Source organism: Streptococcus sp. Marseille-Q5986 (assembly GCF_946902915.1).
Classification (GTDB): domain Bacteria; phylum Bacillota; class Bacilli; order Lactobacillales; family Streptococcaceae; genus Streptococcus.
In genome coordinates this window covers 1-26,013 of the sequence record NZ_CAMPPY010000004.1, presented here as the reverse complement: position 1 = coordinate 26,013, position 26,013 = coordinate 1, and the positions used below count along the sequence as shown (strand labels likewise).

Genomic DNA, 26,013 nt, shown 5'->3' with positions numbered 1-26,013 from the left:
TTAGTTCTTTAATCCAACAATTTTCTTATAAATCAATGGAGAAAAGACAAGTGATAGGACTGCTATCTTGCGAAAAGTAGTGAAATAAGCATCCTTCCATATTTCGCGTCGATGCTGAACAATCCAAGTCCTCAGTTCGACTTTCTCCTTTTGATACTCTTCAGATGAAGTAAAGATAATTTTATCGTAAACTGTGATGTACGACCAACATTCTCTATTTTTTAATTCGTATTTTAAATTAGGAAAGGCTTGTGAAACTTGAGCGATTATTTGCTTATAAACTTCTATCGTGTCAAACACATGCTGATTAACAGATGTCGTTGCACTTCCCTCACGATGATCATAATAATAAACAGGTTTATCAATAAATACGCTACTGCATCTTGTCTTCAGTAGCAATTCAGTTAAAAATAAGGCATCTTCAGCTAGGTGATAATTTGTATTAAACTTTTCATCCGCAAGCAGGTCTCTCTTAAACAGTTTTGCGACTGGAAAAAATGACGTTCTAGTAGTCATCAGTAGTTCCTTCATGGTTTCTTCTGTTGACCAGTGTTCTGTTTTTCCAGAATGTGGAGGTAAATCTGTCACAATGCCGTTTTTAATATGGTGCAGAGGAGCAATTACAAAGCCTATATTTCCCCCCTCAACTGCACTGGCTAAAGTAGCTAGGTAATCATGGGTAACGAAATCATCGCTATCAATAAAGGTAACCCAAGAACCCGTCGCTAGCTGAATTCCCATATTTCTAGCATTTGAAACTCCAGCATTTTCGATATGATGAGCCTTGATATTCTCATACTGAGATACCAAGTGGTCACAGATCTGTCCGCTGGAATCAGTAGAACCATCGTTGATTAAGATTAACTCAAAATGGGCATAAGTCTGTTGAAGAATCGACTCCACACATCGCTCCAGATAGGTTTCTACATTGTAGACCGGAACGATAACGCTTATTTTTTCTCCCATCATGCTCCATATTCTCCCTTATACTCTGTGTAGCTCTTGTCCATGTCTGCTATAATGGCATCATGATGCGGTACTTGCTTGTCCGCTGGTGGTGGTGTCATATAATCCCCAAAAGCAGTGCTGAGATAGGCATCATAGCCGACTGGGATGGGCATCTCTGTTCCTTCAAATGGCAAGAAAAGATTGTCTTCAAAGGATGCGATTGGGTACTTGTTTCTCATGTAGCCAGGACCTGAGCATAATTCCGTGATTCCATCGCTCTCAACCAGACTATACTTGGTCATTTCTTTTTCAGCTTTTTTCCAAATGCGATAACGTAGAGATTTAGGAGTCAAACCGAGTAAAATACGACTTCCCCATTTCATGACTGCACCATGCTTTTCTGGGATAGTTTGGGCGCAAAAGAGTGAATAAATCAAGGCCCAACGAACCTGTTTCTTACGCTCAGCTGGATTTTTCGGATAATAATCCAAAGGCAAAACATCCAAGGCCAAACCGTGTGGTAAATCCAAATCCTTCTGATAAGGCTTGATACAAGTGGTTTCCCTGTCACGAATGGTAATAAAAAGGTTACGGTCTACAAAATCTTTGTTACTCTTTGACAAGAAATAACGCTTATCTGCATAACAGGGCCACAGTTCTGCTAATTTTTCATAGTCCTTACGCGGCATGAAAAAGTCTAGATCATCATCCCAAGGAATGAAGCCCTTATTACGAAGAGCGCCAATAGCTCCTCCACCACAGAGGTAGCATAACAAATCATGTTCTTTACAAAATGCGACGAAATATTCAGCCATTTCCAGGCTACGAGCCTGAATCGCTTTCAAATCACTCATATCTCTCCTCTTATCTCCAATAACGAGTTATATCATTTTATTATACCATAAAAAAGCTCTAAAAATCTATCAGATAGTAATAAAAACCAAAGCTCAGACCACCATTTCACTAGTGAATCAAACTTTGATTTTCATTTATCGCCTTTTATCTCATCCCCATTTGAGCAAGTTTGGTTTGGTATTTATTTTGATCGACAAGAAGTCCTTGCCCTCCATAGACATCATAAGCATCTACCCAGTCACCAAGTTCTGGTACTGTGAGTCTTTCAATTCCATTTTGAGCACCTTCTAGGACAGATAATCCATTGGTCAACAAAAAGCTATACGGTAGATTTGTTGAAGTCATGCCAAAGACTTTTCCAAGTGCCTCTGATCCTGTAAAGAGCTTGGTTGGATCTTTAATCTGCTCAAGAACTGCTGACATGACTTGTTGTTGACGTTTGGTACGGCCGTAGTCTCCCTCATCATCATCACGGAAGCGAGCGTAGTTCAGCAAGGTGGATCCATTCATCTGCTGTTTTCCAACTTTGATGGTTTGGGTTGGTGACTCAGTCTCTGTTGCATGCAGATCATCTCCAACTGTAGCTTCTGTCAGAGGTTGACCATTCAATGTTGAGAATTGAGCATCAATGGTTACTCCGTCAGGGAAGAGGGTATCAATAACTGTTGCAAAGGCCTGGAAGTCAACTAGGGCATAGTACTTAATATCCAAATCAAAGTTGTCTTTTAGAACCTTGCGGACCATTTCAGCCCCTTTCTGCCCTTCTTGTTCCCCAAGTTCATAGGCAACATTTAGTTTATTATCCATTTGTTTCTGGCCATTTACAATCTTACTATACCCGTCGATATAGACTAAGTTATCACGCATGAAGCTGACTAGCTTGATCTTTTTATCTGATCCGCTGATATTTAGTACCATGATCGTATCGGTACGGGTTTCTGCACTATTTTGACCGATACGACCATCTGTCCCCATGACTAGGATATTCACACCATCTTTGGTATCTTGACCATTAAAGATCTCTACTTGAGCTGCTTTTGCATCAGCTGGCTTATTTGCTGACTGGAAACCGCGAAGGAACATAAAAATCATCCCTGCAGCCACACAGGTTATCAACAGTAAAAACCAAGTCAGTATTCGTTTGAAGCGAATTTTTCTTCTTTTCTTTTTGACTTTAGGTAGAGGAGTTCTCTTTTCACATCTCTTAGATCGACTTCTACTGTCATAAGTCGGAAGATCAATATCTCTACCCCAAGATTCTTCTTTTTCTTCTTGGTAGAAATGGTGAACTTCAGACTTAGGACCTGTCATTTTCTGTTGCAGATAGTCAAACTCCCTCCGTTCACGGTCATTTAAGTAATGAATATTCTTAAAGAGATAGTCATAACGTAACTGCTCATGATGACTTAAAGGATTTTCTTTGCTCATTGACTCTCCTTTTCTATATCAGTTATGGTAAAAATCGGGTAGGTTCCTAGTATCTTGTGCTGGATCCCAATGGCCTCTAGTTCTTGTCTGGCAAAATGAACCAGTTCTTTGTCACTATTGTCTACATCGATAATGAAAAAGTATTGACCCAGTGCTGTCTTGAGTGGCCGACTTTCAATTTTTGTTAAGTCAATCCCTCTCCAAGCAAAGGTCGAAAGTGCCTTGTAAAGAGCACCAGGTAGGTTGTCTGGCAAGGTCAAGGCCAAACTCATTTTCTCACTTTGTGCTTGCAAGGGAATACTAGGCTTTTCAGCTCCCAGAACCCAGAAGCGTGTGAAATTGGCTTCCATTTCCTGAATATTCTCTGCAATCAATTCCAAGCCATATTCTTCAGCTGAACTTTTAGGAGCAATTGCAGCAAAAGGCTGGTCTGGATGTTCTGAAATAAAACGAGCTGCATAGGCAGTACTAGCTGTCACCTCGATTTGGACCTCTGGATAGTGTTTGTCGATGAATTTCTTTCCTTGAGCCAGAGCCTGAGGATGAGAAAAAATCTTTTCAATTTTTGACTGACCGGGAACCACCATCAACTGCTGGTGAATGGGTTGAACGATTTCTGTAACTGCTTGGATGCGAGCCTGGTGAAAAAGGTAATCCAAACTTTCATGGACACTACCTTCAATGGAGTTTTCAACTGGTACCACAGAATAGTCCACCAAGCCCTGTTCATAGGCCTTGATGACATCTGTGATATTGGCAAAGGCCTGCAATTCCTCATGAGGAAAAGCTGTCTGCACAACGTGGTGTGAAAATGATCCCTTGGGACCTAGATAAGCAATTTTCATCTCAGTTCCTCTATAATTTCCTCTGGGCTTAGCTTGGTCACATCCAGGACACGACCGGCTACTTCCTCATACCAGGTCTGTCTTTCTTGGAAAATAGCTGCTAGTTCTTCCTTACTATTATTTAGAAAAAGCGGGCGCTGATTGCCCGTATCAGCTGCGATACGTTGGTAGAGGGTTCCAAAATCTGCTTTTAGGTAGATGTTATCAGGATTGGTCTTGAGTAAGTCACGATTTCTCTGAGAAATGACAACCCCTCCGCCAGTTGACACAACGTGATCCGTTTTTAGTAAGTCAGCTAGAACTTCAGACTCCACCTGACGAAAGGCCTCTTCTCCCTTTTCAGCGAAAAAATTTACAATGGACATGCCCAAACATTCCTCGATTAAGGCATCCATATCGATGTAGTCTGGGTCCAACCCTCTAGCGATTGTCGATTTGCCTGCCCCCATAAATCCGAGTAATACCTTAGCCATGAATCAAGCTCTCCAAATCATCAAAGAAGCTAGGGTAGCTGGTATTGATAGCTTCAGCACGGTCAAGCTCCACTTCTCCATCTGCAACCAAGAGGGATGCAATGGCTGTCATCATTCCAATTCGATGGTCACCAAACGTATTGACTCTAGCGCCATGAAGTCTTGATTTCCCTTTGATAATCATTCCATCTGCTGTAGGAGTGATATCCGCCCCCATGCTATTTAAAGCATCTGCCACCACCTGAATGCGGTCGGTTTCCTTGACCTTGAGTTCTTCAGCATCCCTAATGATTGTTACACCTTGGGCTTGGGTAGCAAGAAGAGCAATAATGGGTAATTCATCAATCAAGCGTGGAATCAAAGCGCCACCAATCTCTGTTCCTTTCAGGTCTGAAGACTCGACAGTCAAGGTTGCTGATTTAGCGACTGGATCGATTTCAGTTATTTCCAATTTCCCTCCCATGGCACGAATGACGTCAATAATACCAGTACGCGTTTCATTGATGCCCACATTCTGCAGCACCACACGAGAGTTTGGAACAATCAAACCTGCAACCAACCAAAAGGCTGCACTGGAAATATCTCCTGGCACGACTACCTTCTGTCCTGTCAATTTTTGTGGTCCTTGGACTGTGATTTTCTTGCCGTCCACACTTAAATGGCCACCAAATTGTTGTAACATATCTTCAGTATGATTACGGGTACACTCTTTTTCGATAATCACGGACTCACCCTGAGCCTGCAAGGCTGCGAACATCAAGGCTGACTTAACTTGGGCAGAGGCGATTGGCAACTCATAGTGAATCGGTTTTAAATTTTTCGTTCCTTTTAAGTGAAGGGGAGGCAGGTCTCGCTCAGTTTGCCCTGAAATACTGACGCCCATTTTTTTCAGTGGAATCGTCACACGGTCCATTGGACGTTTGGAAAGACTATCATCTCCAAACATCTCTACTTCGAAGTCTGCACCAGCAAGTACGCCTGAGATCAGGCGAATCGAGGTACCAGAATTCCCCATATCCAAGGCGTTTTGCGGAGCTTTTAAGCCATCCATGCCTACACCTTGAATGGTAATAACCCCATCTTTGTCCTCAATCTCAACACCAAGGTCACGAAAAACCTGCATGCTTGAAAGCACATCCTCTCCACGCAGAATATCATAGACCTTAGTTTCGCCCTCAGCCAAACTTCCAAAAATAATGGAACGGTGGCTGATAGACTTGTCACCTGGGACACGGATACTGCCATGTAAGTGGCGAATGTTTGTTTTTAGTTTCATAGTTGACCTCATACTTGCAATACTTTTTCTTATTTTATCACAAAAAAGCCAGAAATTCCTGAAATTTCTGGCTTTTATACAGATAAAATACTATTTCAATAATTCTGAAGCAGGTTCAAAGACAATTTTTTCAATGTCTGAGAGGTAAATTGCCAATTGTTGTTGCTTGGTAAAGAATTCTGATAAGAGGCTGTTCTCCTGAATCTGCTTGCCAAAGCCTTCCATCTTAGCTTGGAAGGAAGCGTCTGGCATTTGACCTGTCTGTGCTAGTCTTTGAATTTCCTCTTGGAAAGCAACATATTCTGTAAAGATTTTGCTTGCCTCAGCATCTGCTGCAATCGCATCTTTAGCTGCTTTAACAGCCTTGTATTCTGCTAATTCGCGTAGACCGCGACTAAGTTCATTTGCACTATCGTAAATATTTGACATGATTTTCTCCTTATTTGATGACGACTGTGTAGTCGGTATTTTCTGTAATTAAGCGCTCAGCTCGTTCTAAATCTTGAGCATTTTTAAATGAAATTTGTAGAATCCCGTGAATATCCTCACGGTTTTCTTCGTTGATGTGAATGTTGACCAAGGAAGTTCCTCGTAGCAATTCCAAAATCCGCAAGATGACATCTTCTTCATCGGGAACATCGACATAGAGGTCGTAAGAACTATCCACACCGCCACGCTTATGGATTTCCATGGCCTGCCGTTGCTCACGCGCTTGGTTGAAAAAGTCCCAGATTTGATCCTCATCTCCTTTGCTGATGGCTTGACCAATCGCTTCCAAGCGTTCCTTGAAATCCGCAATTCGGTCTAGAATAGTTTCACGATTGGACAAGAGAATGGAGGTCCACATACCTGGATCACTCTCCGCAATACGAGTCATATCTCGAAAACCACCTGCCGCAAAGCACCTTGCCATCTCATGCTCTTGAGCATAGACCGCAGTCTGCTCCATGAGACTAGAAGCCAGAATATGAGGAAAATGGCTAATCTGAGAAGTGACACGGTCATGCTCCTTGGCATCAATTTCAATGAAACGAGCATGGAGACCAGAAAGTAGATCCTTCATTTCTGAAAGAGTTTCTGGAGTGGTCAAACCCGATGGAGTAAAGATATAGTAGGCATTTTCAAAGAGATTAACATCGGCAGAGGCAGCTCCTGTCTTGTGGCTACCAGCCATAGGATGGGCCCCAACAAAGCGAATTGACTTGCCAGCCAAGTATTCCTCAGCAATTTCCACAATGGCAGCCTTGGTTGAGCCCGCATCCGAGATAATGACGCCTTCTTTCAAGTCTAAATCTGCCAGCTCCTTAATAAAAGCAATGGTCTGTTTGATTGGCAAGGTCAAGATGATGATATCTGCCAAAGGAGCAAAACTGGCAAAATCATCCGTCACACGGTCAATCATACCTTCTTCCAAGGCAATATCTCTAGAAGCCTGACTGCGATTATAACCTAGAATTTCATAATCAGGATGATCACGCTTGATACCTAGGGCCATAGAGGCTCCAATCAATCCAAGACCTGCTATATAGACTGTTTTTGCCATAGGAACTCCTTAATAGTTCTTTGTATAGTCTCGGTGTTTAGCAACTGCTTCTTTTAGTTCCTCAAGATTATCTGATGAGAATTTTTCAAGGATTTCTTGTGCTAGAACCGTTGCCACAACAGCTTCCATAACCACACCGGCAGCTGGAAGAGCGGTCGGATCACTTCTCTCCACGGTTGCCTTGTAGGGTTCGTGAGTCTCGATATCTACACTCATGAGTGGTTTATAAAGAGTAGGAATGGGCTTCATAACTCCACGAACAACGATGGGTTGCCCATTAGTCATACCACCTTCAAAGCCACCCAGATTGTTAGTACGGCGAGTATAACCGTCTTCTTTAGACCAGAGAATTTCGTCCATGACTTGGCTGCCTTTACGGTAACCAGCTTCAAAGCCGAGGCCAAATTCCACCCCTTTAAAGGCATTGATAGAGACAACTGCTTGGGCCAATCGCGCATCCAATTTTCTATCCCATTGAACATAGGAACCTAGACCAACTGGTACACCTCCAACGACTGTCTCCACAACCCCACCGATGGTATCACCGTCACGTTTGATTTGGTCAATATAGTCCTTGATTTCCTGTTCCCGTTCTTGGTTAACAATAGAAACTTCAGACTGGGCAGCTCGCTCCTTAATCTCAGCCACTGTCAGATTTTCAGGTACATCGATTTCCTTGCCACCAAAGACAACGACATGATTGGCAATCTCCATATCCAGCTCAGCTAAGAGACGCTTGGCTACTGCCCCAACTGCCACCCGCATGGTGGTTTCACGGGCAGATGAGCGCTCCAAGGAATTACGCAAATCATCAAAATGGTACTTGATGCCCCCAACCAAATCGGCATGACCTGGGCGAGGATGGGTGATTTTCCGCTTGCTTTTAAGCCGGTCTTCAATATCCTCCGCAGACATGATATCCAGCCATTTTTGGTGGTCCTTGTTGATGACATCCATGGTAATGGGAGCCCCTGTCGTTTTCCCATGGCGAACTCCCGATGTAAAGACAACCTGGTCACTCTCAATCTTCATACGACCACCGCGGCCGTAGCCACCCTGACGGCGTTTAAGGTCCCCATTGATAGCCTCAGCTGTCAAAGGTAGTCCAGCTGGAATTCCTTCAATGATAGCTGTCAGACGAGGGCCGTGTGATTCTCCTGCAGTTAAATATCTCATACACTCTCCTTATTTTACCAAGTAGTCTTTCAGCTCTTCCAGAGAAACTGGGTGAATGGTCGCTGAACCAAGCTCTGGTACCAAGACCAATTTCAAGGTGTTGCCACGCGCTTTCTTGTCATGAGTCAAAGTCTGATAAAGCTTATCAACATCCCAGTTTTCATAGTCAACAGGTAGTCCAAATTTCTGGCACATCTCTGTGATAGACTGGGTTATACCAGCTGGTATGAGACCTTTTTTCTCAGCAACCTTGGAAATCTGCACCATTCCCATAGCCACAGCCTCTCCATGCATGACCTTGCCATAACCGGCCGTTGCTTCAATGGCATGGCCAATGGTGTGGCCAAAATTGAGATAAAGGCGAACACCGTTATCCAACTCATCCTCAACCACCATCTTGCGCTTGACCTGACAAGAATGTTCAATCAAGGTCTCTGCATGTTCCAGTATGCTCTCTACAGAACCATCCAGCTCCGTCAAGAGAGCCCACAGTTCTGGGTTCTCAATCAAGCCATACTTGATAACCTCACCCATTCCTTCAATCAACTCCCTCTTTCCAAGTGTTTCAAGGACAAGCGGATCAATCAGAACCCCATCTGGTTGGGCAAAAGTTCCTACCATATTCTTGGCAAATGGAGTGTTAACACCCGTCTTTCCACCGATAGAAGAATCAACCTGGGCTGTCAAACTGGTCGGAATCTGAACAAAGTGAATACCCCGCATATAGGTAGAGGCCACAAAACCAGCCAGGTCGCCAACGACACCACCTCCGAGAGCCACGATTCCATCGCTACGAGTTAAACCTTGCTTAACTAGGAAATCATAGACTTTCTGAACAGTGGTTAAATTCTTTCGTTCTTCCCCTTCTAAAAAGTAAAAAACAACTACCTGAAAACCAGCATCTTCTAAGCTGAGTTTAACCTTATCTGCATAGAGAGAAGCTACATGGTTGTCGGTTACAATGACCACTTTTTGAGGTTGCCAGAGTTCTCGCAACCATTGACCAGCCTGAGCTAGACAACCTTTTTCAATCTGAATATCATAAGGATGATGCGGAATATCGATTCTGATTTTCATAGTAGGGTCTCCTTTTCACTATTTATATTTTTCTGTTAAGGACTGCCAAATCTCATCTGTCGGCATTTCCTTGCCTGTCCACAATTGAAAAGCTTCTGCAGCTTGATAAAGCAACATTCCCAGACCGTTAACAGCTGGATTGCCCTGACTTCTGGTCCATTTCAAAAATGGTGTTTCAAAGGGTTGGTAAATGATATCTGCCACCAAGAGATTTTCTGGCAAATTGATGCTTTCTGGAACTGGGGACGACTGACCATCCATTCCTACACTGGTCGCATTGACCAGTAAATCCGACTCAGCAATCCTTGCTTGCAAGACAGAAACATCTTCTAAAGCATACAAGTCCACTTTAAAGCCTGTCTGCTTCTGTAACTTGTCCAGATAAGATCTTGTTTTTTCCATGGAAACTGAACGAACAAAGACCGAAATCTGACTGACGCCATCCAAAATAGCCTGAGCCAAAATGGACTTGGCCGCACCACCTGCACCCAGCAAGGTCATCTTCTTACCTGTAATTGTAAAAGAAGGCAAGCTCTTAAAGAATCCCTTGCCATCTGTATTATATCCGATTAAATTGCCATTATGATTGACAACCGTATTGACCGCACCGATCAAGCGTGTTTCGTCACTCAGTTCATCCAAATAAGGAATCACTTGCTCCTTGTAAGGCATAGACAGATTAATCCCAAACATCTGGTAACGGCGAATATTGGCTACTGTTTCCGCCAGATCACCCGCTTCAATCTCCCAAGCCACATAAACACCATTGGTAGCTGTCGCCTCAAAGCCCCTATTGTGAATAAAAGGAGAAATAGAGTGTTTAATAGGATTGGCAACAACTGCAGCTAAACGTGTATAGCCATCAAGCTTCATCCAAAATCTCCCTGATTCTTTTTATGTTAGCTAGGGAAATTTGACCAGGGGCACTAGCCTCATCCAGACTAGCAAAAGACCAACTCGAACCAGTCATATCCGCAGTGATACGAGAGACCTTGCCCACCTTGCCCATAGAAATAGTCACATATTCCTGTTCAGGATTGAGGGTTTTAAAGCCCCGTGTATAGTTCATCAAATCTAAAACATCCTGCTCCGTATGAGCCATCACTGCAACCTTGACAAGTTTTGGATTTAGGCTCGTCAACTCTGACAAGATTTCCATCATATTTTCAGGTGTCTCCTGAAAATTATGATAGCTCAATACGAGATTTGAAAAATCCAACATTTCCTCAAAAACATCCTTGTAGCTGAAATACTCGAAATCTACATAATCCGGCTGATAGAGCTGTGTAACTTCCTTGATGATTTGAACATACTCTTCTGGAGAAAGGTCGATTTGTCCCCCTTCAGAACGAGTTCGCAGCGTGAAAACCAACTCACGACCTGCGAATTTTTCAAAAATGGCTGGAGCTACCTGCAAAATCGCTTCTTTAGGCAGATAGTCGGCGCGCCATTCAATGATGTCGGCATCCAGGTACCTCGTGGCATCCAGAGCCTGAGCCTCCTCTAAACTTCTTGGCATTACTGAAACGATTAATTTCACTTACTAACCTTCATACTAATCACCTTGAGGTAATTACTACTTTCATCTTTTTTATTATAGGCAAAATCTGCTGGAAGACCGTATTTATTTAAAATCTGGTAACTTCTTCCTGCAAAGCCTTTATCAATTTGTTCTGTAAATTTCTGACGGGATGCATTGGCAGCATTGGTACTAGCAATGATAATCCCTCCAGGATTTAAAATCTCAAGACTCTGGGAAATCAACTTGTGATAATCCTTGACCACAGAGAAAGTTTGTTTTTTATTCCGAGCAAAGCTAGGCGGATCTAGGACAATGACATCATAGGTCAAGCCTTTTCGTTTGGCATACCTGAAATACTCAAAGACATCCATGACTATAAAACGGTGATTGTCCGTACTGAATCCATTTGCCTGAAAATGAGCTTCTGATAGCTCTCTCGATCGTTTGGCCAAGTCGACAGAAGTCGTCTCACTGGCGCCTCCCATAGCTGCAGCAACTGAAAAGGCAGCCGTATAGGAAAACATATTGAGCAAGGATTTACCCATGGCCAACCCATCAACTAGACTACCACGAACCTCATGTTGGTCCAGGAAAATACCTGTCATCAAGCCATCATTCATAAAGACTTGATAGAGGACACCATTTTCCAAAACAGTGAAAAAGTCAGGTGCTTCTTGACCATAAACATGGGCAGATTCATAATCCAAACCCTTAAAGCGGATCTTCTCATAGACCCCTAAAACCTCAGGAAAAACCTGTCTAAAGGCTTCTGTGATAACCTTGCGAATCTGATAAACATAAGAGTTATACCAAGAAAAGACGGCATAGTCGCCATAAAGGTCCACTGTCAGACCACCAAAATCATCCCCCTCTTGGTTAAAAAGGCGAAAGGCAGTAGTCAAGTCATCTTGATAGTAGGCTCTTCTCTTTTCTTTAGCTTGTCTAAACAACGTTTCAAAGAAAGCTTGATTGAAGGTCACCTTGTCTGTGCTCACAAACCAGCCCAAGCCCTTGTTTTGCTGAGAAAGGTAGGCAGTACCAAGAAAGGTGCCTTCTTGACGATAGACTTCTATTTCCTGATCCTTGAGATGAACATCTGCAAGGTCGCTAGCTTCTAGTAAAACTAACCCTTTAGCGAGCTTCTTTTCAACACGTCTGCTGACCCTAATCCTATTCATAGTTACTATTATAGCAAATTTTGTGACAATTCTCAAAAAAGAAACTGTTTAACCATTTGTACTTTAGTTTACTAAGTGTCATTTTTGTTAAAATAAGTTTATTCAATTTACTTTTTCACAAAAACATCCTTTTCCTTGTAATGGAAAGAGAGATTTTATTCGCTAAAAATAGACAATTTTAGAAATGAGTATAGAAACTTGCGCAAACGTTTGCCTGGTGCTAAACTTTATGGTAGAATAAAACACAACATTGATAAGCAAGAGGAAAAACAATGCAAAATCAGACACTTATGCAATACTTTGAATGGTATCTGCCTCACGACGGCCAACACTGGAATCGACTGACAAATGACGCAGAGCACCTAGCAAACCTTGGTATCAGCCACGTCTGGATGCCACCTGCCTTCAAGGCAACCAATGAAAAAGATGTCGGCTATGGTGTTTACGATCTTTTTGACCTAGGAGAATTTCAGCAAAAAGGGACTGTCCGGACCAAGTATGGGGTTAAAGAAGACTATCTTCAAGCCATTCAAGCCCTAAAGGCACAAGGAATTCAACCTATGGCCGATGTGGTGCTTAACCACAAGGCTGCTGCCGATCATATGGAAGCCTTTCAGGTTATTGAAGTCAATCCTGAGGACCGTACCGTTCAACTAAGCGATCCCTTCACTATCAATGGCTGGACTCACTTTACTTTCGATGGTCGTCAAAATACCTACAATGACTTCCACTGGCACTGGTACCACTTCACAGGTACAGACTATGATGCCAAACGTCGTAAGTCTGGCATTTACCTGATCCAGGGAGACAACAAGGGCTGGGCCAACGAGGAATTGGTCGATAACGAAAACGGAAACTACGACTACCTCATGTATGCAGACCTAGACTTTAAGCATCCTGAAGTCATCCAAAATATCTATGACTGGGCTGACTGGTTCATGGAAACGACAGGTATAGCTGGTTTTCGCTTGGATGCTGTTAAGCACATAGATTCTTTCTTTATGCGCAATTTCATACGTGATATGAAGGAAAAATATGGTGACGATTTCTATGTTTTTGGTGAATTTTGGAATCCAGATAAAGAAGCCAACCTAGACTATCTCGAAAAAATAGAGGAACGTTTTGACCTTGTCGATGTTCGTCTCCACCAGAATCTCTTTGATGCTAGCCGAGCAGGTTCCAACTACGACCTTCGTGGCATTTTCACGGATAGCTTGGTTGAACTCAAGCCCGTCAAGGCTGTAACCTTTGTCGACAACCACGATACCCAACGAGGACAAGCCCTTGAATCAACTGTTGAAGAATGGTTCAAGCCAGCGGCCTATGCCCTCATTCTATTACGCCAAGATGGCCTTCCATGTGTCTTTTACGGAGACTACTATGGTATTTCAGGGCAATTTGCTCAACAAGATTTCAGAGAAGTTCTTGACCTTCTCCTAGCCATCCGAAAAGATTTGGCCTATGGAGAGCAAACAGACTACTTTGACCATGCTAACTGTATCGGTTGGGTCCGTTCAGGTGCTGAACATCAATCCCCAATCGCTGTCCTTATCTCAAATGACCAAGAAAACAGCAAGTCAATGTTTATCGGTCAAGAATGGGCTGACCAAACCTTTGTAGATTTACTTGGAAACCACCAAGGTCAAGTTACAATTGATGAAGAAGGTTATGGAGAATTTCCAGTAGCAGCGGGTTCAGTCAGTGTATGGGCAGCCAATACTATCTAACAGACAATGATAATCAAGTCAGATCCCATCGGATTTGGCTTTTTTGTATTCACATAAAGACCGTAACCGTCCAATATAGTGGATTAAACATAAAATAGCACACTACGGGTTCTAAAACATTTCTAGGAATTAATTTGATTTTCTGTAACCGTCCAATAACGAAGTATATTGAAAAATCTCCAGACTAGAGAACTCACGGATAGTTCCTAATCTGGAGATTTCTTATTTCCTCATCATAGCTACAAAGCTACTCACTCAATTACTAAAAGTAGGTTGGAGTAGTTTTTTCTTCAAGACTAGATTTCTTCTTTAAGTTGGCTGAGAACAGTCTTGATTTCAGAAATTAGTTCTGCTTCTTTTTGAGAATCTTTTTGCTGGCTATCTACAAAGAGTCTTGCTTCATCAGCTAATTTCTTAGCCTTGTTTAGAACTTTTTTATCTTTGTTGCTAGCCTCTAGCTCAACTACAAGCTGATTCAATTCTCTTGAAAGCTTATCTAGTTGAGAGGATTTTTTACGAGCTACTGCAAAGAGGAGAGCTCCTAGAAGAGATAGAACTGCAGCTCCAAAGACACCATATAGAGGGACTTCTATCGCACTTTTAGATTCTTTGGCGCTTCCTACTTCTTTATTTGAGCTTGACGCAGACTGACTCTTATCAGCTGATGTGCCAGCTTGTAGAGAATTGAGAGACTGTCTAACTTTAGCAAGAAGGTCTGCCAATTCTTGAGCTGTTAAGTTTTCATTAGCAAGAGCTGCTTGCGCCTCTCTCAAAATACGCTGTGCTTCCTCAAGTGCTTCAGGAGATAGACCTGCTAGGTTTTGCAGGCGGCGTTCCAGATCCTCTATCAGAGTGCGAAGTTCTGACTTGTCCACGGCCGATGGAGTTGTACCGGTTTGGGAATTCCCTACAATTCCTACACTTCTACGAGCGCGGCGCGGAGGAGTTTGATCCTTATCTTGACTAGACAGTGTTCGAGCATTAGCTCTACCCAAAGCCTCTGCTTCTCGACTGATTTGATCTAGCTCAGTCTCAAGCGTTCTTTTAGCCGCGTCAATCTCTGCTTGGTTCGTCGCCGCATCAATGGCTTTCTTAGCTTTTTCAAGAGCCTCATCAACTTTCTTAATCGCCGCATTCTTCTCTTCATCTGTTAGATGTGGAATGTTATTGATGTCCTTCTTCTTATCTGTCGCTTTTTGCGTCAGTGTTGATTTAGCCTCTGCTTCTCGACTGATTTGATCTAGCTCAGTCTCAAGCGTTCTTTTAGCCGCGTCAATCTCTGCTTGGTTCGTCGCCGCATCAATGGCTTTCTTAGCTTTTTCAAGAGCCTCATCAACTTTCTTAATCGCCGCATTCTTCTCTTCATCTGTTAGATGTGGAATGTTATTGATGTCCTTCTTCTTATCTGTCGCTTTTTGCGTCAGTGTTGATTTAGCGTCGCTGTTGGCTTTCGCTGTCGGATTGATAGCTTGAAGCGCTTGAAGTCCTTCTTGTTTCGCTCGGTTAACTCCTGCCTGGTCTTTCGCTTCTCCTACTTTGCGTTTGGCATCCGCAAGAGCTTGGTCGACTTTGCCTTTTGCATCCGCAATTTCTTCTGCAGTTAAGTTTGGAGTCTTCTCAATCGCTGTTTTCTTATTACCAGCTGCGGTATCAAGTTCACCAATTGCTTTGTTGTGCGTTGTTGGTGTCGGATTGATAGCTTGAAGCGCTTGAAGTCCTTCTTGTTTCGCTCGGTTAACTCCTGCCTGGTCTTTCGCTTCTCCTACTTTGCGTTTGGCATCCGCAAGAGCTTGGTCGACTTTGCCTTTTGCATCCGCAATTTCTTCTGCAGTTAAGTTTGGAGTCTTCTCAATCGCTGTTTTCTTATTACCAGCTGCGGTATCAAGTTCACCAATTGCTTTGTTGTGCGTTGTTGGTGTCGGATTGATAGCTTGAAGCGCTTGAAGTCCTTCTTGTTTCGCTCGGTTAACTCCTGCCTGGTCTTTCGCTTCTCCTACTTTGCGTTTGGCATCCGCAAGAGCTTGGTCGACTTTGCCTTTTGCATCCGCAATTTCTTCTGCAGTTAAGTTTGGAGTCTTCTCAATCGCTGTTTTCTTATTACCAGCTGCGGTATCAAGTTCACCAATTGCTTTGTTGTGCGTTGTTGGTGTCGGATTGATAGCTTGAAGCGCTTGAAGTCCTTCTTGTTTCGCTCGGTTAACTCCTGCCTGGTCTTTCGCTTCTCCTACTTTGCGTTTGGCATCCGCAAGAGCTTGGTCGACTTTGCCTTTTGCATCCGCAATTTCTTCTGCAGTTAAGTTTGGAGTCTTCTCAATCGCTGTTTTCTTATTACCAGCTGCGGTATCAAGTTCACCAATTGCCCCATCCCTATCAATCGGATGGGTCGGTGTAATGGAATCCTTAGAAAGAGGCGAAACTAAGTCCTCACTTATTAGTCGATCTGTTCCTTGGTGAACATAAGCCACAATAAGACGTAGCGGTTTATCGCCGATGGATTGTTTTTTATACTGAGTAGGATATAGGACTGATGTTCCATCTGCTCCTACTAGCCCCCATGCAACGATATCATAACCTTTTGCTGAAGTTTCAATTCCATCAAAAGAGTCATTATGTCCACCTTGAACCAAATACATTCTCAATTGAGAGCCTTTCGGAATATTAGAAGCAGACAATCCACCTGGTGGAGTAGGTATTTTCCCCTTAATTATCGGTTTTTCTCCTGCTTTCCCCTCTACATCTTCTTGAGCGGTCTTTCCTGGATGAAGCGGAGATTCATCAAATTCTGGTTTTGGAAGTTGATACTGAACAGCTTGTATCTTACTAGATACGTGACCATTTCCTTCAATCACTGTTAAGGTTGTATTGTATACCCCATGAATATCTTTAGGAGAGCGACCAGTAATAGCTATAACAGCTCGCTTTCCATTGTTATCAATTCTTTTTGTTATTGTAGCCCAGGTTTTACCGTTTTTATCCACCGTTGGGAACCCTGATAAAGAAATATCTCTAATAGTTCCAGTTTCTACAGTAGCAATATATTTTAAAGGTAATGTGTTTAAATTTTGACCATTAAATAAACTACGACTGTCTCTTTCCCTTCCTGAACTATCCCTAGCTCTTTTTTCGTTCCTATCACTTCCTGTGGCAAAGCCATAAACAAGACCGGAAACGCTTCTACGATTCCTAGTTCTTCCAGTTCCCTCCGAACCTTTCTTTAATTGAGTAGCCTTTTTATACTCCTCAAGTGCGGCATTAAAGACCTCCTGATTGACAAGCCCATTTTCTGATCGCCCCAATGCTTCGTTGAGTTTATCGTAGGCTTCCTTGAGTTTTTGAACATGTTCTGGATTTTCAGCGCTGGCCTTCAGTTCTTGGAGGAGATTATGGATTTTCTCTGATAGAGGATAGCTCCCCTGACCATTTGTGTAGTCTGTAACTTCCTCCGTCCTTTCCTTGGTTTCTTGATTTTCTGCAGGAGGGGTTAGTTGCCCCCTACCACGTCGCCCTCGTTTAGGAGTTGAGCTTGGTTCACTTGGAGTCGCACCACTTCCGTCTCCAAGCTGAGCTGGGGATGTGAGCCCACCAGCCAAAACCTTGTTGACCTCCTCGGTCAAGTCTTTCATGACTTGAACCTGAGCATCGACCTCCTCTTGACTGGAGTTTGGATTCTCAAGAACAGCCTTAGCTTGTGCTAGACCTGCTTCTACACGAGCATGGAGTTCTTTCATGGAGTCCAGTGTCAGATTGGCAAGTAAAGCTTGCAGACTGGTTTGTGCAGAAGAGGCAAGCGACTTATCTACAGCAGGACGACTTGTCTCTGCTTGGCTTTCTTTCTTGCCTTCTTCGCTATCTTTTACTAGAGACTTGTTTCCATCTGAAGTCTCTTGATTTCCTTGACTAGATTGCTCTGACTGACTGGGATCTGTATCAGAAGTTTTTTCACTTAGCTCTTCAGATACCCCCCCCCCGAGGAATCGCTTACAAGGGCGCTGGTTCTAGTCGTTCCGCTTTCTGTCGCTGGAGAAATATCAGGCGTTTGTGCCTGTACTGTCCCGTTAGCAAAAAACATCAACGCCGCAACGGCAACACTGGCAGCACCAAAGTGGTACTTCCTTATTGAGTAACGAAAAACCTTTTCCCCTTTGTGGTTTCCTTCATGTTTTTGTTTCATTCTTTTTTTCTTCTCCTATTTAATTTCTTCTGTATAGTCTAGTGCGATCCAGCCCCTACCCGACTTCAGCAAGCCCCAAGTATAGCCATCTGCTTCCTCTACCTCTATGATAGTAAAAGTTCCAAGGGGACAAAATCCGTCATCAGGATAATCTATACCTGGACCTGTTCGGATGTAGAGATCATCATCTACCACACGCACTAGGTGCTCTCTGTTCCTATCTCGAGGTTGTTCCTCTTTCGATACTTGGAAACTATCGCTAGCAAGAATCTCAGCTGCCATCTGGATAAGTCGATCTAGATCAATTCCACCAGGACAATCTGTAGCTGTGAATTCTTGATGAGGATGGATGGTCTCACGATTGATTGGCAAATTATAACGGTTACAAATATCTGCAATCAAACGTGCTGAGTTCCTGTAGGTTTCCTCTGCAATAGTCCAGTCCGGTTCTCCACGGTTATTTAAGTGTTCAATACCAATCGAACGCTGATTGACCTCATAGTTGCCAGCATGATAGGCGACGCTCTCTTCACCAACACACCCCCATATCTTATCAGGAGTCACCTGATAGTGAGCAGATGTGCCATGACCTGTAGAGACATACCAAGTACTTCTAGCCCCCTCATCACTCAGCCCACCATTATGGTGGATGACAATAGTATCAATATCAAGGCGATTTTGATCGCTATTCATGATTTCCTCATCCACATCTGTGATAAGTCCTGAAAACAAATCACCATTTATCCTTTTTGTCTCAAACATACTTCCCTCCTAGTCATTTTCTACCTTATCTTCTACCTGAGGATAAAGAGTCGTTCCCCAAATAGAAATCGTCCGCTTACGTACTAGTGGCAAATCAGTTTTTTCATAAACCGTACGCCACCATTCCCAAGCAAGTCCGGTACACTCCCTAATTTTGATAGAGAGATTGCGAACATTCCCTTTCAAAGGAATACTAGTGGTAAAATGAGCCGTCAAATCCTGCCCATTTCTGTCCCAAGCCTTAGGAGTCAAAATTTCCTTCCCTTGAGAATCATAGGATAATTCATCCCAAGTAATGTAATATTGGGCAACATAGGCACCACTATGATCCAATAGTAAATCCCCGTTTCTGTAAGCTGTCACCTTAGTCTCAACATAGTCTGTACTGTTTTGAAAAGTCGCAACTACATTGTCACGTAAAAAAGAAGTTGTATAGGAAATCGGCAAACCTGGCTGATCTGCTGTAAAGCGACTGCCTTCTTGAATCAAGTCCTCTACCATATCCACCTTACCTGTTACAACTCGGGCACCCGAACTCGGGTCGCCCCCTAAAATAACTGCCTTCACTTCTGTATTGTCCAAAATCTGCTTCCACTCTGTCTGAGGAGCTACCTTGACTCCTTTTATCAAAGCTTCAAAAGCAGCCTCCACTTCATCACTCTTACTCGTGGTTTCCAACTTGAGATAGACCTGACGCCCATAAGCAACACTCGAAATATAGACCAAAGGACGCTCGGCAGAAATTCCTCTCTGCCTCAAATCCTCTACCGTTACAGTATCTTGAAACACATCTCCTGGATTTTTAACCGCATCTACGCTAACTGTATAATAAATCTGTTTAAAATTGACAATCTGAATCTGCTTTTCACCCGAATGGACAGAATTAAAATCAATATCAAGAGAGTTACCTGTCTTTTCAAAGTCAGAACCAAACTTGACCTTGAGTTGTTCCATGCTGTGAGCCGTGATTTTTTCATACTGCATTCTAGCTGGGACATTATTGACCTGACCGTAGTCTTGATGCCACTTGCCCAACAAATCATTTACCGCTCCGCGAACACTTGAATTGCTGGGATCTTCCACTTGGAGAAAGCTATCACTACTTGCCAAACCAGGCAAATCAATACTATAAGTCATCGGGGCACGATCGACCGCAAGAAGAGTGGGGTTATTCTCTAACAAGGTCTCATCCACTACGAGAAGTGCACCAGGATAGAGGCGACTATCGTTCGTAGCTGTCACGGAAATATCACTTGTGTTTGTCGCCAAGCTCCGCTTCTTTCTTTCGATAACAACAAACTCATCGGGTAGCTGATTCCCCTCTTTGATGAAACGATTTTCAATACTTTCTCCCTGATGGGTCAAGAGTTTCTTTTTATCGTAATCCATAGCTAGTATAAAGTCATTTACTGCTTTATTTGTCATATTCTTCCTCCTAATAAGTTCCTGGATTGAGTTGCATAAACTCAGACTTGTTCAGCGAAATCAGCCGTGGTTGGACTAAGTGATCCAAAATTTCCTCGTACAATTCTTCTGAGACATTGCGTCGCCGTCTGGCTAGATAAGAAGTCGGAATGACCGTATTATCCAGCATAAATACCTTATCTAAGTCAATCAAGGTTGGTCTTGTAAAAGGATTACGAGCTAGATCCGGCTCTTCTATCATAAAGTTCTTGACCAAACGTCTGGTCAAGAGAACTGGTTTGAAGGTCTGATTTTTAACCAACTCTTTGTTTTTAGTCATGCTGTTGTCAATACAGATATACATATGATTCTTTACAGCCAAATCGCTACTAATACTTGGAAAAGGCAAATAAAGAGCTACAACATCTCCTCTCTTAATCAAGCAAGAGCACCCCCTTTTCTCCTAATGTAACATAGACAGGATTGACCAAGTCTTCTGATTGACTCAGCATTTCCAAAGTTTGCGTTTGGCGCCCTGTCAATTTAGTAGCCTCTTGTCTCTTCAATACAAAATGCTTGTCGCCAATCACCTTGACACTATAATCCTTCTCCAAAGCTGACTGGTAAATCCACATCAGATATTGTCTGTCCTGAGAACTCAAGAGAGAAGGAATTTCAAGCCTCCTGATAGTCTGATAAAAATCAAAAACAGGAGCTAACTCCAGCCAATCTGACTGGCTAGTTGTCAAGGCTAGAAAAAGGGCTTTGCGAGCTGATACTTCTTGGTTAGCCTTGAGAGTCCCTTTTCCCTCCAAGTTTTTTAGAAATTGAGAAACTCCAGAAAGCAAATCTTTCTCTAACTGCGAGAAATAAAAACCTTCCCTTCCCAGACACAAGTCTTTCAAGTCGCTTTCTCTAGCAAATAAGAGCTCAAACAGTTGATAGTAAAAGAAAAATATCTGGCACTGGATTGCGCTCATCTTTTCCTTGTCGGCTTCTTTTTTTAACCAGAGCAAGGGCAAAATGTAGCTAGATTGAGACATTTCCTCCACCTCCTATTCTTTTTTCTCTGGAGCATCTGCACTAGCTGCCACTTCTTTTGACTGGATACTTTCCCACTGGTTGATTTCCTTTGAGATAAGACCTTCGCATGTCTTGACAAATAGGGCAAAAGCCTTGGTCTTTCCTGCATATTTCTCCGTTTGGCATTGATAGAGGAATTTTTCTTTCTCCAGGAGTTGCGCAGTTTTTTGGTAAGAAATCCAATTTTCCTTTGCATTATACAAATTGAGAATCCCCTCACACAGCAAACCCAGACTGGACAAAGCAACCGAAATCAAACGGTAGCGATCACCTGGCATAGGAATAGCACAAAAGACAGCTATGAAGAAACCTGCCACGATTTCTGTTATTTTTAATACCTTATAGCGTCTACGATGTTGAACGCTTTTCTTTAAAAAATGCTCTATCTGTACATCTAATCGCTCTGTCAAGTACATTTCTTCTGACGTCATGTTCGTAACTCCTTTCATTTACTTTGATAATCGTAATATAACATATTTGAATATCAAAGTATAGTAAAAGCTGGAAAGCTATATCTTATTATAAAATCCAAATATGAAATGTTTGTGAAATGAGAGAAAAACATCACTTCTCCTACTTGCACAGTTCACACTAGTGTACTCATTATATCATAATTGGGACAAAAAACTTACTTACTTACTTACTTACTTACTTACTTACTTACTTACTTACTTACTTACTTACTTACTTACTCATGGTAGCTGATTTTATCAGGGATTGCAAGCTCTGTATCCTGAAATGTCAGAATTATTAATTTTTTGTTACATGCTGTTTTTTGCTATCATGAGAAGAGAGCGTTTGATTTTTTATAGCAGAATGAAGTAATGACTGAATAAATTAATTGATAAATTCAAACTAATTTTTAACCATATTTTAGAAACCAAGCTGTATTATTCTAGCTTCAATCCGCCATATATTGGACGGTTACGGTCTTTTTTGACCACAAAAAGACCTACCCAAATGGATAGATCTTTACTTACTTACAATTTACCTACTACAGCATCCAACAATTCTTGGATTTTAGCTTGGTTGCTTCCTCCTGCCATGGCCATGTCTGGTTTACCACCACCACGTCCATCGACGATTGGTGCCAATTCTTTGACCAGGTTTCCTGCATGCACATCTTTTGTCTTGCTTGCTACAAGAACATTGACTTTGTCACCGATAGCAGCAACTAGGACAAGCACGTCAGAGTAGTCTTTTTGTTTCCAGTTGTCCGCAAAGGTACGAAGGGCACCGGCATCTGATACAGACACTTGACTAGCAATGTAACGGTGGCCGTTTGCTTCTTGGACATTCTTAAAGACATCGCCTGCTGCCGCTGCCGCTGCTTTTTCCTTCAATTCTGCATTTTCTTTTTGGAGCTGACGAAGTTGTTCTTGAAGTCCTTCAACCTTATGAGGTACTTCTTTAAGTTGAGGTACTTTCAGAGTTGCTGCGACAGCTTTCAGAGCGTCTTCTTGTTCGCGGTAGGCTTCAAAGGCTTCCTTACCAGTCACTGCCAAGATACGGCGAGTTCCTGATCCGATCCCTTCTTCTTTGACAATCTTGAAGAGTCCAATCTCAGAAGTGTTTCCAACATGGGTACCACCACAAAGCTCGATAGAGTAGTCACCGATAGTGACAACATGGACTTCTTTTCCGTATTTCTCACCAAAGAGGGCCATAGCTCCCATTTCCTTGGCAGTGTCAATATCTGTTTCAACTGTCTTCACTTCAAGTGCTTCCCAGATTTTCTCGTTGACTTGCTGTTCAATCGCTCGCAATTCTTCAGCAGTCACTGCTTGGAAGTGGGTAAAGTCAAAGCGAAGGAATTCAACTTCGTTAAGAGATCCTGCTTGTGTTGCGTGGTTTCCAAGGATATTATGAAGAGCCGCATGGAGCAAGTGAGTCGCAGTGTGGTTTTTCATGACACGGTGACGACGATTTGTATCAATTGCCAAGGTATATTCTTGGTTCAAGGCAAGTGGTGCAAGGACTTCAACAGTATGAAGAGCTTGTCCATTTGGTGATTTTTTAACATCTGTCACAGTAGCAACAAGATTTCCTGCAGCATCCAAGATTTGACCGTGATCCGCAACTTGTCCACCCATTTCAGCGTAGAATGGAGTCTCTGCAAAGATCAAAGAGGCAGTTCCTTCTGACACAGCTTCTACTTCTGCATTGTCAGCCACGATAGCCACCAATTTAGAAGACAATTGTGATGCTTCATAGTTAAAGTGGCTTTCCACTGTGATGTTTTGAAGGGTTTCATTTTGCATACCCATTGAACCACCCTTGACAGCTGACGCACGCGCGCGTTCTTGCTGTTCTTTCATGGCTGCTTCAAAACCTTCACGGTCGACAGTCATACCAGCTTCTTCAGCGATTTCTTCAGTCAATTCAACTGGGAATCCATAAGTATCATAGAGTTTGAAAACAGCCGAACCAGCGATAACACTTTGTCCTTTCTCTTTCAAGTCAACTACGATGCCTTGAGCAAAATGTTGACCTGAGTGAAGAGTACGGGCAAATGACTCTTCCTCACTCTTAACGATTTTTTCGATAAAGTCACGTTTTTCAAGCACTTCTGGGTAGTAGCTTTCCATGATTCTTCCAACAGTTGGAACGAGTTTGTAAAGGAATGGCTCGTTGATACCCAATTTTTGACCGTGCATAGAGGCACGACGGAGCAGACGACGAAGGACATAACCACGACCTTCATTTCCTGGAAGGGCACCATCTCCAATAGCAAATGAGAGTGAACGGATATGATCTGCGATGACCTTGAAGCTCATGTTATCGCCATCTTGGTCATATACCTTACCTGACGATTTCTCAACTTCACGGATAATCGGCATGAAGAGGTCTGTTTCAAAGTTTGTCTTAGCCCCTTGGATAACTGCCACCAAACGCTCCAAACCAGCGCCCGTATCAATGTTCTTCTGTGGCAATTCCTTGTACTCGCTACGAGGTACAGCAGGGTCTGCGTTAAATTGTGACAAAACAATGTTCCAGATTTCGATGTAACGGTCGTTTTCGATATCTTCTGCAAGAAGGCGAATACCGATATTTTCTGGGTCAAAGGCTTCTCCACGGTCAAAGAAAATCTCTGTATCTGGTCCAGAAGGTCCCGCACCAATTTCCCAGAAGTTATCTTCGATTGGAATCAAGTGGCTTGGATCCACTCCTACTTCAATCCAGCGGTCGTAAGAATCTTTATCATCTGGATAGTAGGTCATATATAGTTTGTCTTTAGGGAAATCAAACCATTCAGGACTTGTCAAAAGCTCATAAGCCCAGGTGATAGCTTCATCACGGAAGTAATCCCCGATAGAGAAGTTCCCCAACATTTCAAACATGGTATGGTGACGCGCAGTTTTTCCGACATTTTCAATGTCGTTGGTACGGATAGCCTTTTGCGCATTGGTGATACGTGGATTTTCAGGTTTGATAGTCCCGTCAAAGTATTTCTTAAGGGTTGCTACCCCAGAGTTAATCCATAAAAGAGTTGGGTCATTTACAGGAACCAAACTCACTGATGGTTCTACAGAGTGGCCTCTGCTTGCCCAGAAGTCAAGCCACATTTGGCGAACTTGAGCACTAGATAGTTGTTTCATAATATCTCCTTATTTACTTATTTAATTTGATTGGCTTTCCAGCATCTCCACATAGTCAATCGCGACACAGAGGGAAATGACCAGATCTGCATAAGAGTCCTCCAGAACCGTTACGGTATAGGTAGAGGTCAGATGGAAGAGTTCCTTCTTAATTTCTGCAATCAGCTGATCGCGATCATCCAGCAATTTGAAATCCAAATCCCAGATATTGCCCTCGATACGAAGACCTAGATTATCAAACTCATACTTATCTCGAAAGAAGGTCAACTTCTTACGAATGACAAAACTCGAGCCATCCCTAAGCTGAATCTCAAAACGAGGTAGCAAGGTCAAGATTTCTTTACTAATCTGACTGATCTGTTCACCATTAGCATCATAGATAGTAAAGGTTTTGGGAATCTTAAAAAATGATCCCTCTACCTGATAGGCGATTTCTCCCCTGTCATCCTTGATAGCGAAGCGTTCGCCTCCAAGGCGAAACTTTTGTTTGACAAGAAATGTTTTCATCAACACCTCCAAAAATCAAAAGACAAGCTCACATCACGAAGGGCGAAAAACCGCGGTACCACCTTCATTCAATGAACTTATCATTCTCCTATTCTTATGCAATTGTATAATTGAGTAGCATGACTTCCTAGCTTAGATGGCTCGCAGCACCGCCATTTCTCTGGACTAAGATGATTGAAAATCAATTCTCAACTTTACTATTATACTGTTTTGATAGAGATTCGTCAAGTTATATCATTTTAAAGATGCCACATCAAATTATAGATTCTGAAACTTAGATACTAATCGTCTCCCCCACAGAAAGAGTTTTATAATTAGCATCTGTTACTTCTTTTTTTGTAGTCTGGTAATGACTATAATCTTCAATATGAATTGGATAAATATTTTTGGGTTAAAGTGTGGATTCTAATTGCTTTAACATCTTTAAATCCATTGTGAA

Annotated in this window: 23 protein-coding genes; 1 reads left to right on the top strand and 22 read right to left on the bottom strand. The window is 42.6% G+C overall.

The genetic code is table 11. From position 1 onward, the window contains the following. From OVN21_RS06950 to OVN21_RS06890, 13 genes are all read right to left on the bottom strand, one after another. The gene (locus tag OVN21_RS06950) at window positions 1-969 is read right to left on the bottom strand and encodes a glycosyltransferase family 2 protein (RefSeq protein ID WP_267247844.1); all 969 of its coding nucleotides are present in this window, start codon (window positions 967-969) and stop codon (window positions 1-3) included. Continuing rightward, window positions 966-1,802 carry a LicD family protein gene (locus OVN21_RS06945; protein ID WP_267247843.1) on the bottom strand — a complete coding sequence of 279 codons (837 nt, stop codon included), beginning with the start codon at window positions 1,800-1,802 and terminating at the stop codon, window positions 966-968. The genes OVN21_RS06950 and OVN21_RS06945 overlap by 4 nt, the downstream gene beginning before the upstream one ends. A gap of 145 nt (window positions 1,803-1,947) precedes the next feature. Beyond that, a complete protein-coding gene (locus tag OVN21_RS06940) occupies window positions 1,948-3,231 on the bottom strand; it encodes an LCP family protein (protein ID WP_267247842.1) in 1,284 nt (427 codons plus the stop codon). Beyond that, on the bottom strand, window positions 3,228-4,076 hold the full coding sequence (pheA, locus tag OVN21_RS06935; protein ID WP_267247841.1) for a prephenate dehydratase: 849 nt from the start codon (window positions 4,074-4,076) through the stop codon (window positions 3,228-3,230). Before pheA ends, OVN21_RS06940 begins: the two co-directional genes overlap by 4 nt. Continuing rightward, window positions 4,073-4,549 carry a shikimate kinase gene (locus tag OVN21_RS06930; protein ID WP_267247840.1) on the bottom strand — a complete coding sequence of 159 codons (477 nt, stop codon included), beginning with the start codon at window positions 4,547-4,549 and terminating at the stop codon, window positions 4,073-4,075. Before OVN21_RS06930 ends, pheA begins: the two co-directional genes overlap by 4 nt. Further along, the gene (gene aroA, locus OVN21_RS06925) at window positions 4,542-5,825 is read right to left on the bottom strand and encodes a 3-phosphoshikimate 1-carboxyvinyltransferase (RefSeq protein ID WP_267247839.1); all 1,284 of its coding nucleotides are present in this window, start codon (window positions 5,823-5,825) and stop codon (window positions 4,542-4,544) included. Before aroA ends, OVN21_RS06930 begins: the two co-directional genes overlap by 8 nt. A 90-nt stretch (window positions 5,826-5,915) precedes the next feature. After that, window positions 5,916-6,254, bottom strand: a complete 339-nt coding sequence (locus OVN21_RS06920; RefSeq protein ID WP_267247838.1) for a YlbF/YmcA family competence regulator — start codon at window positions 6,252-6,254, stop codon at window positions 5,916-5,918. A gap of 10 nt (window positions 6,255-6,264) precedes the next feature. Further along, window positions 6,265-7,368, bottom strand: a complete 1,104-nt coding sequence (locus OVN21_RS06915; RefSeq protein ID WP_267247837.1) for a prephenate dehydrogenase — start codon at window positions 7,366-7,368, stop codon at window positions 6,265-6,267. Window positions 7,369-7,377: 9 nt separating this feature from the next. Next, complete coding sequence (gene aroC, locus OVN21_RS06910) at window positions 7,378-8,544, bottom strand: chorismate synthase (protein WP_267247836.1); 1,167 nt, start codon at window positions 8,542-8,544, stop codon at window positions 7,378-7,380. A gap of 9 nt (window positions 8,545-8,553) precedes the next feature. Further along, on the bottom strand, window positions 8,554-9,621 hold the full coding sequence (gene aroB / locus OVN21_RS06905; RefSeq protein WP_267247835.1) for a 3-dehydroquinate synthase: 1,068 nt from the start codon (window positions 9,619-9,621) through the stop codon (window positions 8,554-8,556). Window positions 9,622-9,639: 18 nt separating this feature from the next. Beyond that, complete coding sequence (locus OVN21_RS06900; protein ID WP_267247834.1) at window positions 9,640-10,494, bottom strand: shikimate dehydrogenase; 855 nt, start codon at window positions 10,492-10,494, stop codon at window positions 9,640-9,642. Further along, window positions 10,484-11,161 carry a type I 3-dehydroquinate dehydratase gene (gene aroD / locus OVN21_RS06895; protein ID WP_267247833.1) on the bottom strand — a complete coding sequence of 226 codons (678 nt, stop codon included), beginning with the start codon at window positions 11,159-11,161 and terminating at the stop codon, window positions 10,484-10,486. The genes OVN21_RS06900 and aroD overlap by 11 nt, the downstream gene beginning before the upstream one ends. Then, window positions 11,158-12,321 (bottom strand): class I SAM-dependent rRNA methyltransferase, encoded by a 1,164-nt coding sequence (locus OVN21_RS06890; protein ID WP_267247832.1) that lies wholly within the window; start codon window positions 12,319-12,321, stop codon window positions 11,158-11,160. Before OVN21_RS06890 ends, aroD begins: the two co-directional genes overlap by 4 nt. Window positions 12,322-12,593: 272 nt before the next feature. On the opposite strand from OVN21_RS06890, the gene OVN21_RS06885 reads away from it, so the two are divergent. Further along, window positions 12,594-14,048, top strand: a complete 1,455-nt coding sequence (locus OVN21_RS06885; RefSeq protein ID WP_267247831.1) for an alpha-amylase — start codon at window positions 12,594-12,596, stop codon at window positions 14,046-14,048. A gap of 296 nt (window positions 14,049-14,344) precedes the next feature. Here OVN21_RS06885 and OVN21_RS06880 read toward each other — a convergent pair whose 3' ends face one another. The 9 genes from OVN21_RS06880 to OVN21_RS06840 form a co-directional block, all read right to left on the bottom strand. Further along, on the bottom strand, window positions 14,345-17,776 hold the full coding sequence (locus OVN21_RS06880) for a DUF1542 domain-containing protein (protein WP_267247830.1): 3,432 nt from the start codon (window positions 17,774-17,776) through the stop codon (window positions 14,345-14,347). 215 nt (window positions 17,777-17,991) lie between these two features. Further along, window positions 17,992-18,219, bottom strand: coding sequence for a YSIRK-type signal peptide-containing protein (locus OVN21_RS06875; RefSeq protein WP_267247829.1), 228 nt, complete (start codon window positions 18,217-18,219; stop codon window positions 17,992-17,994). 15 nt (window positions 18,220-18,234) lie between these two features. Further along, entirely contained in the window at window positions 18,235-18,981 is a 747-nt protein-coding gene (locus tag OVN21_RS06870; RefSeq protein ID WP_267247828.1) for an N-acetylmuramoyl-L-alanine amidase, read from the bottom strand. A 9-nt stretch (window positions 18,982-18,990) separates the two neighbouring features. Further along, on the bottom strand, window positions 18,991-20,406 hold the full coding sequence (gene ply, locus OVN21_RS06865; RefSeq protein ID WP_267247827.1) for a cholesterol-dependent cytolysin pneumolysin: 1,416 nt from the start codon (window positions 20,404-20,406) through the stop codon (window positions 18,991-18,993). A gap of 10 nt (window positions 20,407-20,416) precedes the next feature. After that, window positions 20,417-20,827, bottom strand: a complete 411-nt coding sequence (locus tag OVN21_RS06860) for a hypothetical protein (RefSeq protein ID WP_044814873.1) — start codon at window positions 20,825-20,827, stop codon at window positions 20,417-20,419. Beyond that, window positions 20,820-21,428 (bottom strand): hypothetical protein, encoded by a 609-nt coding sequence (locus tag OVN21_RS06855; RefSeq protein WP_267247826.1) that lies wholly within the window; start codon window positions 21,426-21,428, stop codon window positions 20,820-20,822. The genes OVN21_RS06860 and OVN21_RS06855 overlap by 8 nt, the downstream gene beginning before the upstream one ends. Window positions 21,429-21,440: 12 nt before the next feature. Further along, entirely contained in the window at window positions 21,441-21,899 is a 459-nt protein-coding gene (locus OVN21_RS06850; protein ID WP_267247825.1) for a DUF4231 domain-containing protein, read from the bottom strand. Between the two features lie 549 nt (window positions 21,900-22,448). Beyond that, window positions 22,449-25,067, bottom strand: a complete 2,619-nt coding sequence (gene alaS / locus OVN21_RS06845) for an alanine--tRNA ligase (RefSeq protein WP_267247824.1) — start codon at window positions 25,065-25,067, stop codon at window positions 22,449-22,451. Window positions 25,068-25,088: 21 nt separating this feature from the next. Further along, window positions 25,089-25,574 carry an LURP-one-related/scramblase family protein gene (locus OVN21_RS06840; RefSeq protein ID WP_267247822.1) on the bottom strand — a complete coding sequence of 162 codons (486 nt, stop codon included), beginning with the start codon at window positions 25,572-25,574 and terminating at the stop codon, window positions 25,089-25,091. Between the last annotated feature and the right edge of the window lie 439 nt (window positions 25,575-26,013).